The sequence below is a fragment of the Catenulispora pinistramenti genome, assembly GCF_018274385.1.
In the GTDB taxonomy this organism is placed as follows: Bacteria; Actinomycetota; Actinomycetes; order Streptomycetales; family Catenulisporaceae; genus Catenulispora; species Catenulispora pinistramenti.
In genome coordinates, this window is sequence record NZ_JAAFYZ010000035.1 from 46599 (window position 1) to 62425 (window position 15827).

Here is a 15827-nt window from a genome sequence, read left to right on the forward strand (position 1 = left end):
GCGCCGCCGGACCTACCGTCAACGCATGACCGAACCTCCTGTCCTGTTGCGCGACCGCCTGCGTGCCGCCCTGCCGACCGCCCTGAAGGCACGCGACCGTGCCACCGCCTCCACGCTGCGCGCCACGCTGGCCGCGATCGAGAACGCCGAAGCCGTGGACGCGGGCTCGGCACGGGCCGGTGCGATCGAGGCCAGCGCGGTGGGGATCGGCGTGGCCGAGGCCGCGCGCCGCGAGCTCAGTGAGGCGGACGTCGCCGCGATCGTGCGCGCGGAGATCGCCGAGCAGGAGCGGGCTGCGGAGGTCTACGACGGGGCGGGGCACGCTGAGAAGGCGGCTGAACTGCGGGCTGCGGCAGCGACTCTGGCAGCGTTCCTCGCCTGAGAGCGGACGCCGTTATGCTCACCGGACGTCCGCGCGATCCCCGATGTCGGCCCAGGAGGAACCCGTGAAGACCGCCGTCACCGCCACCAACGCCGGCTTGGCCTTCGCGCTGGAGATGGCGATGCTCGCGGTGCTCGTCTATTGGGGCATCCGCACTGGCGGGAACGGGCTCGCCAAGACCGCGCTCGCCGTGGGGGCGCCCGCGGCGGCCATCGCGATCTGGGCCACGTTCCTGGCCGCCGGCGGACATCCGGTGAACCTGCCGACGGTTCCGGAGGCGGCGCTGAAGCTGGCCGTGTTCCTGATCGCGGCGCTCGCGCTGGCCGGGACCGGGCATCGGACGATGGCGATCGGGTTCGCCGCCTTGGCGGTGCTGTCAGTCTTGATCGAGTACACGGTCGGGACCTGACTGCCGTTCCGCAGTTCTGTCACAACGCGGCGTTAGAGATCGCGTTCGACACCGGGGCTCCGCTAGCTTCGATGGGTGCCCAATCCAGAACTGGAAGAGACGGCATCGGAGCCCCCTGAGATATCGGCTTCCGGGCCTGAGACCTCGGCGCCCGAAGCTGTTACGCCAGCTGCGGCACTCGGAGCTGCGGCACCTGAATCCGCGGCGCGGGCCGCGGCACGCGCCGGCAGACGCCGGCGGCGTTCCCGGCTCGCCGCCGCCGCGACCCTTGTCGGCGGCGTCGTGCTGGTCGGCGGCGGGGGAACTGTGGCGGTGCTGGCCGCGCACGGTTTCGACAGCCCGGCCGAGCCGGACTTGAGGCTGGTCGCGCCGGCGTACCGGGACATAGCCGAGTCGCTGCCGTGGCCGAACGACGGCGAGACGGCGCTGTGGGCCCAGGGGATCGGCAGCCTCGGCACGTGCGGGGACCAGACACCGGTGCCGATAGCCAGTGTCGCCAAGGTGATGACGGCTTACGTCCTCCTCAAGGACCACCCGCTGGCCGACGGGCAGAACGGGCCGGACATCACCGTCGACCGGGAGGCCGAGGACGAGTCCTACGACCGGGACGAGAGCTCGGCGCCGGTACGGACCGGGCAGCGGCTCAGCGAGCGCGCGATGCTGGAGCTGATGCTGGTCCCGTCCGCGAACAACGTCGCCCGGCTGCTGGCCCGCTGGGACGCCGGCAGCGAGGACGCCTTCGTGGCCAAGATGAACACCGCGGCGGCCACGCTGGGCATGACCCACACCACGTACACCGACCCCAGCGGCCTGGACGCGGCCACCCGCAGCACCGCCACCGACCAACTGCTGCTGGCCGAATCCGCCCTCACCGACCCCACCCTGCTCGCCCTGACCGGCGTCCCCGACACCGAGGTCCCCGACGACCCGACCGTGCTGGCGAACACTGACACCCTCCTCGGCGCCGACGGCGTAGTCGGCGGCAAGACCGGCTCCAGCACCCCCGCCGGCGGGGCCCTGATGTGGGCCGCGCACCGCACCCTTAACGGGGAGGACCACTTCGTGCTCGGAGTGGTGCTGCACGAGAATGCGGGGACCACAGCCGAAGCGGGGCTGACCAGCGTTCTGCTGGTGAGCCGACGCCTGGTTGAGGCGATGGATTGACCGCTAAGCGAAAAGCCGGTTCAAGAACGAGTGCAGATTCGCATTCGCCCGCGCGATCCGTCCCGCCGGATCGATCGACTCGTCCAGGTCGTGCCCGACCGCCGAGGTCTTGATGCCGCGCACGAACAGCGAGCACTGCAAGTCAGTACACAGATACTGCCCGATCGAGTTGCCCTGCCGGCCCGCCTCGCCGGTGCGGCGGGCGGTCATCAGGGCCACGCCGCCGCCGGTGCGGGTGGTGAAGCAGACGGAGCACATGCTGCGGGCGCCGAAGCCGCGGGCGCCGCCGCCGGAGGCCCGCAGGGAGACGCCGACCAGGCGGCCTTCGTACGGGGCGACCAGGTAGGCGCGCTCGGGGGCCCCGGGGTCGCGCCAGCCCAGGAAGTCCAGGTCGGGCCAGGACTTCTCGGCCAGGTCCGCCGGCAGGCCGAGTCGCAGGGCCTCACCCTTGGAGCAGTTGACGAAGCTGGTGCGGATCTCGCGCTCGGTGATCGGTTCCATGGTGGGTACGGTAAGGTTGCCTAAGTCACTTAGGCAAATCGTTAACTCATGAAGGAGTCGGATGGCGCGCGCCGGGCTGTCCCCCGAGCTGGTCGTGACCGCGGCCGCGGAACTGGCTGACGAGATCGGGTTCGAGAACCTCACGATCGGGGTGGTGGCGCGGCGGTTCGGGGTCAGGGAGCCCAGCCTGTACTCGCACATCCGCAACGCCAACGACCTGCGGGTCCGGGTCGCGGCGCGGGCGCTGGGCGAGCTCGCGGACCGGGTCGCCGAGGCGCTGGCCGGACGCGCGGGACGCGAGGCGTTGCTGGCCTTCGCCGCCGCCTACCGCGACTACGCCAAGTCCCATCCGGGCCGCTTCGCCGCCGCCCGGATGTCCTTCCCGCTCGACTCCCCCGCCGCCGACGCCGCGCGCCGGAACTCGGACCTCAACCGCGCCCTGCTGCGCGGCTACGCCCTCGGCGAACCCGCCGAGACCGACGCGGTGCGGCTGCTCGGCGCGACGATCCTGGGCTTCGTCACGCTGGAGGCCGGGGGTTCGTATCAGCACCACCCACGGCCTGCCGAGGACTCGTGGAACGCGGCCATCGAAGCGTTGGACGTGGCGCTGCGGAACTGGCCGGCAGCGTAGCGACCGCGACGAAACGCGGCGGGCTTCGACCGAAGCGAGGACCCAGGTCCACACCTCGGCCGAAACCCGCCGCACATCAGCGAATCAGTGAATCAGCCCCGCGCGGGAACTGACTCAACTGACTCAGCCAACTCAGCCCCGCGTCAGAACCGGATCAGGCCTCGACCTCAGGCTGCCCCGGCTCGGCCCACAACGTGTGGAACGTCCCTTCCCGGTCCGTCCGGCGGTAGGTGTGCGCGCCGAAGAAGTCCCGCTGGCCCTGGATCAGCGCCGCCGGCAGCCGCTCGGCCCGCAGTGTGTCGTAGTAGGCCAGTGCCGAGGAGAACGCCGGCACCGGGATCCCGCGACGGGTGGCGGCCGCGATCACCTCGCGCCACGGCACCTGGGCCTTGGTGATCTCGTCGGCGAACTCCGGTTCGGAGAGCAGACTGGGCAGCGTCGCGTCGGTGTTGTAGGCGGCGCGGATGCGGTCCAGGAACGCCGCCCGGATGATGCAGCCGCCGCGCCAGATCGCCGCGACGTTGCCCAGGTCGATGTCCCAGCCGTACTCCTCGGCGGCGTCCCGGATCATCGTCCAGCCCTGGTCGTAGGCGATGACCTTGGACGCGTAGAGCGCGTGCTCGACCGTGGCGACGTAGCGCTCGGCCTCGTGCGGCCGCAGCGGGTGCTCCGTGCCGCCGGCCAGCGGCCGGTAGGCCTCGCGCAGCGCGGTGCGGGACGAGGCCACTCGGGCAAACGTCGCCTGGGCGATCGCGGTCACCGGGGAGCCGAGGTCCAGGGCGGTCTGCACGGTCCAGCGACCGGTGCCCTTCTGCTCGGCGGCGTCGCGGACGATGTCGACGAACGGCTTGTCGGTCCCGGCGTCGGTGTGCGCCAGGATCTCGGCGGTGATCTCGATCAGGTAGGAGTTCAGCCGGCCCTTGTTCCAGACCCGGAACACGTCGGCGATCTGCGCCGGGGTGTAGCCGGCGACGTGCCGCAGCAGGTCGTAGGCCTCGGCGATGAGCTGCATGTCGGCGTACTCGATGCCGTTGTGCACCATCTTCACGAAGTGCCCGGCGCCGTCGGTGCCGATGTGCGTGCAGCACGGCTCGCCGTCCACCTTGGCGCTGATCGCCTCCAGCATCGGGCCCAGGACCGCGTAGGACTCGGCGGAGCCGCCGGGCATGACGGCCGGGCCGTGCAGCGCGCCCTCCTCGCCGCCGGACACCCCGGAGCCGACGAAGTGGATGCCGCGCTCGCGCAGTGCCTTCTCGCGCCGGCGGGTGTCCAGGAAGTGCGCGTTGCCACCGTCGATGATCATGTCGCCGGACTCCAGCAGCGGGGCGAACTCGTCGATCACCGCGTCGGTGGCGTCCCCGGCCTTGACCATGATCATCAGGCGCCGGGGTTTCTCGAGCGCCGCGACGAAGTCCTCGGCGGTCTCGGTGGGAACGAAAGAGCCTTCGTCCCCGAACTCCTCGACGAGGGCCCGGGTCCGTGCGGCGGTGCGGTTGTGGAGGGCCACGGTGTAGCCGTGACGGGCGAAGTTGCGGGCCAGGTTGCGGCCCATGACGGCCAGTCCGGTCACGCCGATCTGTGCGGATGCCTGCATATTCGGCAACTTAACACTCATGGCCGCCGAGGGGGATGTTCAACTCCACCGCCGGGCGTCCTCGGCCAACCGCCGCATCTCCTCCTCCAACCGGTCCGCCGCCGAGGCCGAGGCCCCGGCCGACTTCGAGGCCTTCAACCGCACGATGATGCCCTGGAACTCGCTGATGCGGCCCTCCAGATCAGCCTTGGCCTTCAGCAGGTTGGCCTCCTCCTTCGAGCCGGGCTGCACCAGCAGCATCCGGTGCTCCAGGTCGCCGAGCAGGTCCAACTGCCGCCGCCGGGCGAGCTCGAACTGCTCCAGCGGATCCTCAAAACGGCTCAGGAACCGATCGGTGCCCTTGCGCAGCCAGCCACCCACACCCATCCCGCGCTCCCTTCCGAATGTCCCAACGCCTATTCTCCCGCCGACGTGCCCGCCAGCCACGCACCGGCGGCGGCGATCATCAACCGCACCCCGAACTCCAGCGTCGGATCGACCGCCGGGGCGAACTTCGGCGAGTGGTTGGTCGGGAGCGTGGCCGGGATGCCGTTCTCCAGCAGGGACTGGATGTCGGCCTCGGTGAAGTCGGCGAGGTCCAGGCCGCCGAAGTGCCAGAACACGGTCGGGGCGCCGAGCGCGGTGCCGAAGTTCCCGAAGTCCTCGCTGCCGGTCAGCGGACTGGGCAGCACGAACACCGAGCCCGGGCCGAGCAGCCCGCGGAACGCCGCCAGGACCACCTCGGTCGCGGCCGGGTCGTTCACCAGCAACGGCAGTTCGTCCTCGGTCGTGATCTCCGGCATCCGCTCGGCGCCGGACGCGACGGCCTCGGCGTTCACGATCCGCTCGATCGCGGCCAGCACCCTGGTCCGGGTGGTCGGCGACGCGGTGCGGACGGTGATACCGAGCTCGGCCTCGTCCGGGATGACATTGGCCCGGGTCCCGGCCCGCAGCGATCCGACCGTCACCACGACCTGCTGGCTCGCGGCGATCTCCCGGGTCACGATCGTCTGCAACCGCATGACGATCGCGGCCGCGATCACCACCGGATCCACGGTCGACTCCGGCATCGAACCGTGCCCGCCGCGCCCGAACACCTTGACCCGGATCGTGTCGCAGGCGCTCATCACCGGACCCGGCCGGGTGCCGACCAGCCCGGCCGGAGCGGGGGCGACGTGCTGGCCGAGGCAGATCTCGGGACGCGGGAAGCGATCCAGGAACCCGTCCTCGATCATCTTCGGCGCACCGCCGACCTCCTCGGCCGGCTGGAACACGGCGACCACGGTGCCGCCCCACGCCGCACGGTTCGCGGCCAGCAGGTCGGCCACGCCGAGCAGACAGGTGACGTGGACGTCGTGACCGCAGGCGTGCATCACCGGGACGTCGGTGCCGTCGCGGTCGGTGGCGGTGACGGTCGAGGCGTAGGGGAGGCCGGTCTCCTCGGCGACCGGGAGCGCGTCCATATCGGCGCGGACGAGGATCACGGGCCCGGCGGCTGCGCCGTTCAGGCCACCCCGCAGGACACCCACGACACCGGTGCCCGGGAGGTCTCCGGTGCCGCCCAGGCCCTCGGTGACTTCCCAGCCCGACGCGCGCAGGTGCTGCGCGACGATGCCCGCGGTACGCACCTCATGGAAGGAGAGTTCGGGGTGGGCGTGGAGATCCTTGTAGAGGTCTCGGAGGCCGGGGAGCACTGCTTCCAGCCCGCGGAGGAGGTCGGCCGGGTTCGGGTGCGTGCCGACGGCCGGCGCGGCGGGCTGGGTCATGCGGACTCCGTTCCGAGGTGGATGCCTCCCACCTTGGTCGGGGTGCGGTGCGGAGGCAACTCTTCAGTAACTTCGACCGGCAGATGCTGCCGCGACTTCAGTCAGCCGCTTCGGACAACCGTTTCGGTCAGCTGCTTCGGTCAGCCTCTTCGGTCAGTTTTTGCGGCCAAGCGCCCCGTACATCCAGATGTCGTCGGCGTCGGCCGGCACCGCGCCGTCCGGACGCCACCGCGGCAGCAACACCACACCGGGCTCCAGCAGCTCCCGGCCGTCGAAGAACGCGGCGGTCTCCTTGGCGCTGCGCACCGTGAGCTTCGCCGTCGACTTCTCGTAGGCCTGCGCCGACACCGCCAGCCGCTCCTGATCGAAGTCCCCGGTGACGTGGGTCAGCGCCAGGAAGCTGCCGGGCGCGACCGCGTCCATCAGAGTGTTGACGATGCCGTAGGGGTCCTCGTCATCGCTCACGAAGTGCAGCACCGCGATCAGCATCACGCCGATCGGCCGCTCGAAGTCGAGCACCCCGCGCACCCGCGGATCGGCCAGCACCGCGGCCGGATCCCGCAGATCCCCGGCGACGATCGTCGCGGCCCCGGCCCCGGCGTCCACCGGACGGGCCCGGGCGTGCGCCAGCACGATCGGGTCGTTGTCGACGCCCACGACGTGCGCGTCCGGCCGGGCCGCCAGCGCACTGGCCACCGTCCCGCCGGGGCCGGGCAGCCCGATGCCGATATCAAGGAACTGCGAAATCCCCTCGGCCGCCATCGCCCGCACCGCACGGCCCAGGAACGCACGGTTCGCCCGGGCGAAGGCCCGCACCTTCGGCATGTTCTTCAGGACCTTCTCAGCGGCGTCACGATCCGCGGCGAAGTTGTCCTTGCCACCAAGGTAGTAGTCGTACATCCGGGCCGGCGTGGCGACCTCGGTGTCCACTCCCGGCACAGTCCAGTCCGCCTCAGGCATGTCGCCTCCCCATCCCGGCCCATCCCGGTGTTGATCGCTTGGCGCGGATCATACCCACGAACTCTGCTTCCTGATAACAGCGCTCGCTAACCGATTCCGCCGCCGGGCAGCGCCCAGCAGACGAGTTCGCCGTCGACGTGGGTGACGACGTGGTCGTCGGGAGTGTGATGGACCGCGCCGGGCAGGGCGAGGGTGCGGCCGGTGGCGGCGTGGACGAACAGGCCTTCCGACGCGTCGGCCACGCCCCGCAGCCAAGCCCAGCGACTGTGCGGATGGCATCCGCTGTCGTGGAAGGTGGTCCCGGTCGGCGGGGTGAGGGACCAGAGCTGCCGACCCTCGGGAAGCGAGTATCCGCGCACGAAAGAACCCTCGCGGGTCAACAGGACCTCGGAACGGATGTCGACGACGTCGGCGACTTCCGTCACCGGGGCGTTGAGGTCCGGCCAGGAACGAGCGAACAGGAGCCCACCGGTCGCGCGGCTGTGGACCTGGATGGTCACTCGATAGTCGAACCCCTGGCCACAGCTTTCACAGAAGCGCTCAGGAAACCCGCCGGGTACCACCACCTCGCCACACGCACACGACATCTCATCGATCACCTCGGCGAACACGACGCAGGTGTCTGACTTTCCCGCGTAGATCGGGTGCTTGCGGCTCCGGTACCGATTGCCGACGGTCGTATAGAAGAGGCGCCACAACGGCGTGCCGTCTTCGGCGCTCAGGCCGAGCAAGCCGTCGTAGCCGCGCGTGCCGCCGGGCAGCAAGGCGAGCACTACTTGAGTGGGATCGGGCCCGGCCCCGGTCGGCGGCTCCAGCTCCTCCATCCAGTCGACCCCCCACACCGGTCGGCCGCTGAGCGGATCAGAGAGCTGCCACAAGAAGTCATCGGTGAACTGAGTGGCGTAGGGGATCAGGACCTCGGCGTCCGGATGGTCGTCGTGGACCCAGAGCGGCCAGCCGTAGCCCAGCGTCTTCGTAATGCGGTCGGCCACGATCATCCACGCGACCTCGGAACTCAGCCGACCGATCGCGACGGTGTTGGCCCGTCCCGGGTGATCCTGATCGGTGAAGACGAGATAGCCGCTGCGCGGGTCCACGCGCACCACCGTGTCCACCGGTCCGATGACAGAACCCGCCACGATGTACGGCCCAAGTGGATTCACCTCCGCACCGGTGGCGGCATCCACCCAGCCCACCGGCGCGTTGAGACCGACCTCGGCAAGCCTGACCAGGTGCAATCCGAGCGTGCCATCCTCACAAGCCCCGACGCTCAAGTCTTCGTCGATCGGCCGCCGCCACACCACTCGCGGCTCGTCGGCAAGACCGAGCTCTGACATCCGCCGGGCGAGCACGGACTCGCCGACGACCGCCAGATCCGCCACGCCGGCCAGCGCGACCTCGGAACCCGTGGCAGCCCGCTCCGGTTCCTCAGCGCCAGCCGCGCCACTCGCCTCGCCGCCGACCACGCCACCTGCCTCGACGCCAACCACGCCACTCGCTTCGCCGCCGACCGCGTCACCTGCCATGCTCACCGCCGCCTCGTCACCGGGCCGCCACGCTCGCCGTCGCGGCCAACCGGCCGATCCTCACCGTCTGCGCTCATCCCCCACACCGGCACCGGCCGAGCCGGCAGCACCCGCACCCGAAACACCGGCGGCGCCGGCAGCCGCGGCGGCGTCCAACAACCCGTCCAGCACCCGCCGCCGCTCGTCGACCAGCGTCTTCAGCTTGTCCGCCATCGTGTCCAGCCGGCGCATCGCCGCGGGCATCCCGGCCTCCTGCCCGGGCGCGAACACTATGCGGCCGAGCTCCGAGTCGCGCGCGGCGGTCAGCTCGTCGCGGATGCGGTCCAGGCGGGTGTGGACCGAGGACAGGGCCTGGCGCAGGTGCTCCTTCAGCTTCCGGCGCGCGCCCGGGTCCTTCGGAGGCGGCGCGGTGGTGCTGTCGGCACCGCCCTCGGCGTCCCACTGCTGCGACAGCTGGGCCAGCAGGCCGATGTCGCCGCGGGTGTAGGCGTCGTTGACGCGCGCCATGAAGACCTCGCGGCGCTGCCGGTCGGCCTCGTCGTCGGCCAGGTCCGGGTGGCAGCGGCGGGCCAGTTTTCGGTACATGCGCTTGGCTTCGCCGGTCGGGGCCGGGCGCGGCGGGTCGGCGCGGGTGGCGCGCACCTTCTCCTCGTCCGCCTGCCGGGCCGACTGCTGGGCCCGCTCGCGCGCCGTCTCCGCGTCGCGCTGGTCGTCCTCGCGCCCGCTGCGCGCCGCGTGCACCTCCGCGATGCGGGCCTCGATCTCGTCGAGTTCGGCCAGCAGCGGCGCGAACATGCGCGCGTGGGCACGCCCGAACACGGTCAGCAGGTTGCGCACCTCGGCGAGTTCGGCTTCGGCCTGCGACAGCTCGTCGGCGAGCCCGGCGAGTTCGCGTTCCAGGTCGGCGATCTCGGGGTCCAGCCACACCTCGGGCTCGGCCGCCCCGGTGTAGGGGCCGACCTTCGACACGACCCGCATCACCATGGTCTCGTCGTCGGTCCACACCGCGCGGATCTTGCCCTCGCCGAGTACTTCCATGGCTTCCGGCCCGCGCGCGGTGAGCTGCACCCGCGCGGCCAGTTTCTCCTGTCCGAGTTCGCCCGGCGCCACCTCGACGCAGATGTGGAACTCCCGGCGTTCCTCGCCCCACGCGCCGGTCGGGAAGCCGACGGTGCGCACCGCGTCGCCCGGGATCCGGTTGTCGGTCAGGTCACGTAGCAGTGGGCTGACTTGCTTCACGTAGCGGATCACCGCGCCGCTCGGCGTCCACAGACTGAGCTCGACGTCCGCGACCCGCTTGGTCACGGCTCCGGCCGTCGCCTCGCGCACCGCCTCCGGCAGGGCTTCGGCATCGGGGACGAACCCCATCGTCCCGGACAGCTGGTCGGAGACCAGGCGCATCTCGTGCACCTCCCAGTCCTCGCCGAGCCCCAGGCAGTCGGCCGTGAACAGCCCGGCGCAGGCCCGCGCGGTCAGCGCCAGCCGTGAGGGGTGCAGTCCCTCGTCCTTGCCGTTGACGATGAGGATCGCGTGCCGCACCGGCCCGGACCCGAGTGCGAACATCCGGGCCGCGCGGCTGAGCCACAGGCCGATCTCGCGGCCGCCGTAGGCGCTCAGCCGGTCCACCGCGGACTTGGCCGCCGCGCGCGAGGCCGCCGTCACCGGCTCGGTGCCGCCGTCCTCGGGGTAGACGGGCTGGCTGTCGGCGCGCCCGGCGATCACCGCGAACCGCGCGCCGTCCGGCAGCGCCTCGATCCCGGCGTGCAACGCGGCCTTGACCCCGGCCAGCCGGCCCGGTTCGGCCAGCGACCGCGAGCAGTCGGCGATGAAGACCACCGACGGCGGTCCGTCGGCGCTGGCTATCGGCCCGGGCTTGGCGCCATAGGTCCGGTCGGCGCGCGCCGCGGCGGCCGCCGCGGCGCCGTGCCGGGGCGGCCCGCTCCCGGAGTCCGCGGTGCTGACCGTGACCACGGCGTGCACCTCGCGACCGCCGGCCGCCAGGTACTCGTTCTGGTTGACCTCGATCGTGGTCTGGATGCTGCGGATCGTCTCCGGCGCGTTGGCCGCGCGCGCCACCCGGCTGGCCGCGCTGTCGTCGTTCCGTAATCGCTCGTTGACGAACGCGAAGTGTTCGACCCACTCCACGCCGAGCTGCACGTCCTGGCCCAGCGCCCGCACCGACTCGGGCGCCTCGACCGTCGGCGGCGGGGTCCAGTCACCGACCAGCGCGAACGCGGCGGCCACGTCCGGCCGGGTCGCGGGGTCCTTGTCCAGCAGCCGGGTGATCAGGGGGGTCAGCCGCCCGCCCCGGCGCATCGGCGCCGGCTGCCCGGCCACCACCGAGCCGATGACGTCGGCCCGGAAGGCGGGAATCCCTTCCACCGCCTCGTAAAGCGTGGCCCCGAGGGAGAACAGGTCACCGACCGCGCCGGCGTCCTGGGAGATCACCCGCTCGGGCGCGACGTAGCCCGGCGAGCCGATGAAGGTCCCGGTGCGGGTGATGCGCTGGTCGTCGCCGAAGCGGACGGCGATCCCGAAGTCGGCGAGCAGCGCGGTGCCGTCGGCGGCCAGCAGGACGTTGCCCGGCTTCACATCCCGGTGCACGATCCCGGCGGCGTGCGCGGCGGCCAGCGCCCGCAGCAGGTCGCGGGCCAGCGCGACCGCGTTGTTCTCGGTCAGCGGCCCGGTGTGCGTCAGATGCTCGGCCAGGCTCTCGCCCTTGACCAGCTGCATGACGATCCACGGCGCACCGTTCTCGATGTGCACGTCGTGCACGGTCACGATGTTCGGGCAGTCCCGCAGCCGCGCCGTGTTGCGCGCCTCCCGGGCGGCCCGCGCCACCCGCTCGGCGGCCTGCGGCCCCTTGCCCTCCATCGGCAGCAGGACCTGCTTCACCGCGACATCCACCCCGAGGTGCATGTCATAGGCGCGCCAGACCTGTCCGAACGCCCCGGAACCCAACCGATCCACCAGTCGGTAGCGTCCCCCGATCACCCGTCCTGGCTCGGTCACGCCAGAAGCCTACGGGGATCGGCGCCCGGGCGCGATGGTCATCTGCGGGAAGAATCCGTCCAGCGGGGATTACCCGCGGCCCGGTCCAGCGCCCGGAACACCGCGGCCGCCGACGAACCGCCCACGAACCGCCCACAGTGGCCGAGGCGGGGATATAATAAGCAACGCTAAGTATCGTTATTTTCCGGGGAACATTTCCCCGGAAGATGCGTTACCCTGCACACGGGGACCTGGTCCCCGACGAGGATCCCTCCGCAGGTCGATCCTTGGAAAACGGCCGCCGCGCCCGAGTACGCACCCCCTCCGTGTCTCGTGCGCGGCGGTCTTCCCCGTTCACCGGAAAAGCCGCGGCGCCCGGCAAATCAGGGCATTTCCAAAGGTTACGATGGTCCGGCTCCCGTCCCGCCCCCACCGCCCAGGAGGAACCCGTGGACGTCGTGGCCACCCCACGCCGCACGCCGCACGCCCGAGCCCCCCGAGTAGACGCCCAACGCAACCGCGAACGCATCGTCGCCGCGGCCCGCGACCTGTTCACCGAAGTCGGCCGGCAGGCCCCGATCGACGAGGTGGCCCGCCGCGCCGGCATCGGCAACGCCACCGTCTACCGGCACTTCCCCGACCGCGACGCGCTGGTGCTGGCCGTCGTCCACAGCGTGCTGAAGCGGGCCGCCGACCGTGCCGAGGCCGCGATGGCCCAGGCCGAGGAGCCGTTCGAGGCGCTGAGCCGCTTCGTCCTGGCCGCCGCCGACGAGCAGATCGGCGCGACGTGCGTGATGCTCGACGGCGCCTACGACCCCGGCGACCCGGAGGTCAAGGTCCTGGAAGAGCGGCTGAACGGGCTGCTCGACACGATGCTGGCCCGGGCCCGCCGGGCCGGCCTGCTGCGTCCGGGCATCGATCGCGACGACATCTTCGTCGGCGTCGCCCAGCTCACCCGGCCGCTGCCGGATCTGGTGACGGTGCGGCGCGGTTCGCGGCGCTATCTCCAGCTGTTCCTGGACGGGCTGCGGGCACCGGGGTACACGGCGCTGCCGGTCGAGAACTGATCAGCCGATCCGTCCAGTCAGGGCCGGTGCACCAACAGCATCGCCAGATCCCGCGCCCGGGCCCCCCGCGCCCGCACCGTCACCTGACCCTCGATCGCCGACAGCACGTACTCCGGCCCGGCATCCGCCAAGTCCTCCAGGATCTGCGCCAGCGGCAGCGGTTCCACGTCGGGCCCGCCGGAGTCCGTCACGCCGTCTGTGTAGAGGAGTAGCGAGTCGCCGCTGTCGAACGGCGTCACCACCAGCCGCGCCCGGTCGTCCGCGCCGGGCGCCAGGGCGCTGAGCCCCAGCGGCAGCCCGACCGACTGGCCCTGGACCGTCGACACCGCGCCGCAGCGCACCAACAGCGGCGGTGCGTGGCCGCAGCTCACATGCTCCAGCCGGCCGTCGGGCCGGATCGACACCACGGCCACGCTCGCGAACTCCTCGCGGACGTCCACGGCCGTGCGCGGCGGGGCCACCGCGAGCGAGTTCGAGGTCTCCCACAGCCGGGCGCCGTCCGCGAGCGGCACGTGCGCGGCGGCGGCGTCCGCGTCCCCGAGGAACCGCCGCAGGCTCACTTCCAGCCGGCGCACCAGGTCGCGCAGGTCCGGCTCGTCATACGCGGCCTCGCGGAACGACCCGAGCAGCACCGCGGCCACCTCGACCGCGCCGAGCCCGCTGCCCCGCACGTCCCCGATGATCGCGCGCACCCCGTAGGGCGTGTCCACGATGTCGTAGAAGTCGCCGCCGACCGAGGCGCCGGCCGAGGCCGAGGCGCTGCGCGCGGCGACCAGCACGTCACCGACCGCGGGCCGGGGCGGGCGCAGCAGCACCCGCTGCGCCACCTCGGCGACCGCCCGCACCTGGCTGAGCTCGCCGAGCATCCGCTGCCGCCGCACCGAGACCACGTAGCTGGCCGCCACCACCACCAGGATCGCGCCGAACGTGCCGAGCCGCAGCACCTCGCCGCCGGAGCGGGCCTGCGGCCCCCACGGCAGCAACGCGACGAAGGCGCACAGCCCGGCCATCGCCACGCACTGCCGGCGGCCGGTCCCGGCGCAGGCGATCGCGGGCGCGGCGGCGAGCAGCGGGGCGAGCTGGATCCGGGCCGGGAGCAGCACCTGCAGGACCAGTACCACCGCGACCCAGATCCCGGGCAGCAGCAGTAGTAAGAGGGCACGACCATTATCGGCCGGCCGGCGCGTGCCCACGCCGCCCGCCCGCAGCCATCGTGTCAAAGGACCACCCAACGCGTGCCCACGCCTCTCAGCGTCCTTAATCCGATACGACGGAGCATAACCCGCACGGTCGCGGAGATGTCGAGGAATCGCCCGATTCGCACGTTTGGGCTACCGTGCGGACATCAGGGCTCGAACACCGTGGCGAACTGCCCGGTAGTGCCCGTTTAGGAACGCAGCCGTCTGTTAAAGTGCGACCGCTTTGAGTGACAGGGCGAGTACGCAAGGGGACGCGGGGATGGGACCTGTACAGGGCACGTATCCCAGGAAGATCGGCCCGTACCGGATCCGCGGGCTGCTGGGCGCCGGCGGCATGGGGCGCGTCTACTTGGGCGTCGACAAGAACAAACACTGGGCCGCGGTCAAGGTGGTCAACGCCGAACTGCTGCGCAACGAGGAGTTCCGCAAGCGCTTCATCCGCGAGGCGACCGCCACCGCCAAGGTCGACGGCCGCTTCATCGCCGGGATCGTCGCCTCGGACCTCGACGGCGCGCACCCCTGGCTGGCCACCGAGTACATCAAGGGCACCTCGCTGAGCGAACTGGTCGCCGCCCAGGGCTCCCCGCTGGAAGCCGCCGACGCCCAGCAGATGGCGGCGGGCCTGGCCGAGGCGCTGACCACCATCCACGCGGCCGGGGTCGTGCACCGCGACGTGAAGCCGGCGAACGTCCTGCTCGCCGAGCACGACGGACAACTGATCCCGCACCTGATCGACTTCGGCATCGCCCGCGGCGCCGCGTTCAGCACCATCACCCTCACCGGCATCGTGGTCGGCACCCCGCCCTACATGGCCCCGGAGCAGATCCAGGGCAAGCGCGAGGTCGGACCGCCCGCCGACGTCTTCGCGCTGGGCGGCGTGCTCACCTTCGCCGTCACCGGCCGACACCCCTTCGGCGAGGGCGACCCGGCCACGCTCTCCTACCGGATCACGCACCAGGAGCCGGACCTCGACGGCGTCGAGGACGCGCTGATCAGGAAGCTGATCATGGCCTGCCTCGCCAAGGAACCCCAGGACCGGCCGACGGCGCCGGACTTGCAGGAGCAGATCGGGAACCTGGCGACGCGGCGGATCCCCCCGGAGGTCCCGGCACCGCGTGCCGGAGCGGGCGCCGAACTCGCCGAACTGGTCCGGGCCCCAGCGATGCTGCCAATGGCGACCGGCGCCGAGGCGAAGGCATCGGCGATGACGAGCCCTGCGCCGGTAGCGCTGGCGACCGAGCCGACGGCTGACGAGGCCGCCGGTGGTGAATCGGCAAGCAAGATCGAAGCCGAGCCCGCACCGGCACCCGCTGCATCAGCCACCGGCGACCAATCGCAAGCTCCTGCGATGCCTCCGAGCGGCGATCCCCCGTCCGCCGATCCCCCGGGCACCAATCGCCGACCGGGCACGAACTCAAACCGCCGCCGCCTGCCCGCCACAGTGCTGGTAGCGCTAGCCCTCGTCGTCATCTTCGCGAGCATTCTCGGCGCAGACTTCAGCCACGGCGGCAAAAGCGGCCCGCGCATCGCCGCCCCGGGACCCACCTCCATCACATTCTCGTCCTCTGATTCACCCTCCGGATCCTCCGACCCCTCCGCCTCCCCGTCCGGAGTCCCCACCGCCAGCTCCGGCCAGGCCGTCGTCCCGTCTCCCGGAT

General features: G+C 71.7%; 14 protein-coding genes. 6 read left to right on the forward strand and 8 right to left on the reverse strand.

Annotated elements, in window-relative coordinates; genetic code table 11:
- Positions 1 to 25 precede the first annotated feature (25 nt).
- The 3 genes from KGQ19_RS13190 (at position 26) to KGQ19_RS13200 (ending at position 1955) form a co-directional block, all read left to right on the forward strand.
- Positions 26 to 382, forward strand: coding sequence for a GatB/YqeY domain-containing protein (locus KGQ19_RS13190; RefSeq protein ID WP_212009398.1), 357 nt, complete (start codon positions 26 to 28; stop codon positions 380 to 382).
- A 64-nt stretch (positions 383 to 446) separates the two neighbouring features.
- On the forward strand, positions 447 to 791 hold the full coding sequence (locus KGQ19_RS13195) for a YrdB family protein (protein WP_212009399.1): 345 nt from the start codon (positions 447 to 449) through the stop codon (positions 789 to 791).
- A 75-nt stretch (positions 792 to 866) separates the two neighbouring features.
- On the forward strand, positions 867 to 1955 hold the full coding sequence (locus KGQ19_RS13200; protein WP_307856409.1) for a D-alanyl-D-alanine carboxypeptidase family protein: 1089 nt from the start codon (positions 867 to 869) through the stop codon (positions 1953 to 1955).
- Between the two features lie 3 nt (positions 1956 to 1958).
- Here the strand turns inward: KGQ19_RS13200 and KGQ19_RS13205 are convergent, their stop codons facing one another.
- A complete protein-coding gene (locus KGQ19_RS13205) occupies positions 1959 to 2456 on the reverse strand; it encodes an FBP domain-containing protein (RefSeq protein ID WP_212009400.1) in 498 nt (165 codons plus the stop codon).
- Between the two features lie 61 nt (positions 2457 to 2517).
- On the opposite strand from KGQ19_RS13205, the gene KGQ19_RS13210 reads away from it, so the two are divergent.
- Complete coding sequence (locus KGQ19_RS13210) at positions 2518 to 3087, forward strand: TetR/AcrR family transcriptional regulator (protein ID WP_212009401.1); 570 nt, start codon at positions 2518 to 2520, stop codon at positions 3085 to 3087.
- 154 nt (positions 3088 to 3241) lie between these two features.
- Here KGQ19_RS13210 and gnd read toward each other — a convergent pair whose 3' ends face one another.
- The 6 genes from gnd to KGQ19_RS13240 all read right to left on the reverse strand — a co-directional run bounded on the left by gnd (position 3242) and on the right by KGQ19_RS13240 (position 11924).
- Positions 3242 to 4681 (reverse strand): NADP-dependent phosphogluconate dehydrogenase, encoded by a 1440-nt coding sequence (gene gnd / locus KGQ19_RS13215; RefSeq protein ID WP_212009402.1) that lies wholly within the window; start codon positions 4679 to 4681, stop codon positions 3242 to 3244.
- A 39-nt stretch (positions 4682 to 4720) separates the two neighbouring features.
- Positions 4721 to 5047: a hypothetical protein gene (locus tag KGQ19_RS13220; RefSeq protein ID WP_212009403.1), complete on the reverse strand. Its 327-nt coding sequence runs from the start codon at positions 5045 to 5047 to the stop codon at positions 4721 to 4723.
- 29 nt (positions 5048 to 5076) lie between these two features.
- The gene (locus tag KGQ19_RS13225) at positions 5077 to 6426 is read right to left on the reverse strand and encodes an amidohydrolase (protein WP_212009404.1); all 1350 of its coding nucleotides are present in this window, start codon (positions 6424 to 6426) and stop codon (positions 5077 to 5079) included.
- 153 nt (positions 6427 to 6579) lie between these two features.
- Positions 6580 to 7386 (reverse strand): SAM-dependent methyltransferase, encoded by an 807-nt coding sequence (locus KGQ19_RS13230; protein WP_212009405.1) that lies wholly within the window; start codon positions 7384 to 7386, stop codon positions 6580 to 6582.
- A gap of 86 nt (positions 7387 to 7472) precedes the next feature.
- Positions 7473 to 8912: a hypothetical protein gene (locus KGQ19_RS13235; RefSeq protein ID WP_212009406.1), complete on the reverse strand. Its 1440-nt coding sequence runs from the start codon at positions 8910 to 8912 to the stop codon at positions 7473 to 7475.
- 60 nt (positions 8913 to 8972) lie between these two features.
- Positions 8973 to 11924 (reverse strand): protein kinase domain-containing protein, encoded by a 2952-nt coding sequence (locus tag KGQ19_RS13240; protein ID WP_212009407.1) that lies wholly within the window; start codon positions 11922 to 11924, stop codon positions 8973 to 8975.
- Positions 11925 to 12352: 428 nt separating this feature from the next.
- On the opposite strand from KGQ19_RS13240, the gene KGQ19_RS13245 reads away from it, so the two are divergent.
- Positions 12353 to 12970: a TetR/AcrR family transcriptional regulator gene (locus KGQ19_RS13245; protein WP_212009408.1), complete on the forward strand. Its 618-nt coding sequence runs from the start codon at positions 12353 to 12355 to the stop codon at positions 12968 to 12970.
- Positions 12971 to 12987: 17 nt separating this feature from the next.
- Here KGQ19_RS13245 and KGQ19_RS13250 read toward each other — a convergent pair whose 3' ends face one another.
- Positions 12988 to 14163: a PP2C family protein-serine/threonine phosphatase gene (locus KGQ19_RS13250; RefSeq protein WP_212009409.1), complete on the reverse strand. Its 1176-nt coding sequence runs from the start codon at positions 14161 to 14163 to the stop codon at positions 12988 to 12990.
- Positions 14164 to 14428: 265 nt separating this feature from the next.
- Here KGQ19_RS13250 and KGQ19_RS13255 point away from each other — a divergent pair.
- The coding region (locus KGQ19_RS13255; RefSeq protein ID WP_212009410.1) for a serine/threonine protein kinase at positions 14429 to 15827 on the forward strand (1399 nt) is incomplete at its 3' end.

Excerpts from the sequence above, each read along its gene's own strand:
- KGQ19_RS13220 (WP_212009403.1), bottom strand. The coding sequence starts at position 5,047 with ATGGGTGTGGGTGGCTGGCTGCGCAAGGGCACCGATCGGTTCCTGAGC.
- gnd (WP_212009402.1), bottom strand. The coding sequence starts at position 4,681 with ATGCAGGCATCCGCACAGATCGGCGTGACCGGACTGGCCGTCATGGGC.
- KGQ19_RS13230 (WP_212009405.1), bottom strand. The coding sequence starts at position 7,386 with ATGCCTGAGGCGGACTGGACTGTGCCGGGAGTGGACACCGAGGTCGCC.
- KGQ19_RS13210 (WP_212009401.1), top strand. The coding sequence starts at position 2,518 with ATGGCGCGCGCCGGGCTGTCCCCCGAGCTGGTCGTGACCGCGGCCGCG.
- KGQ19_RS13190 (WP_212009398.1), top strand. The coding sequence starts at position 26 with ATGACCGAACCTCCTGTCCTGTTGCGCGACCGCCTGCGTGCCGCCCTG.
- KGQ19_RS13205 (WP_212009400.1), bottom strand. The coding sequence starts at position 2,456 with ATGGAACCGATCACCGAGCGCGAGATCCGCACCAGCTTCGTCAACTGC.
- KGQ19_RS13225 (WP_212009404.1), bottom strand. The coding sequence starts at position 6,426 with ATGACCCAGCCCGCCGCGCCGGCCGTCGGCACGCACCCGAACCCGGCC.
- KGQ19_RS13235 (WP_212009406.1), bottom strand. The coding sequence starts at position 8,912 with ATGGCAGGTGACGCGGTCGGCGGCGAAGCGAGTGGCGTGGTTGGCGTC.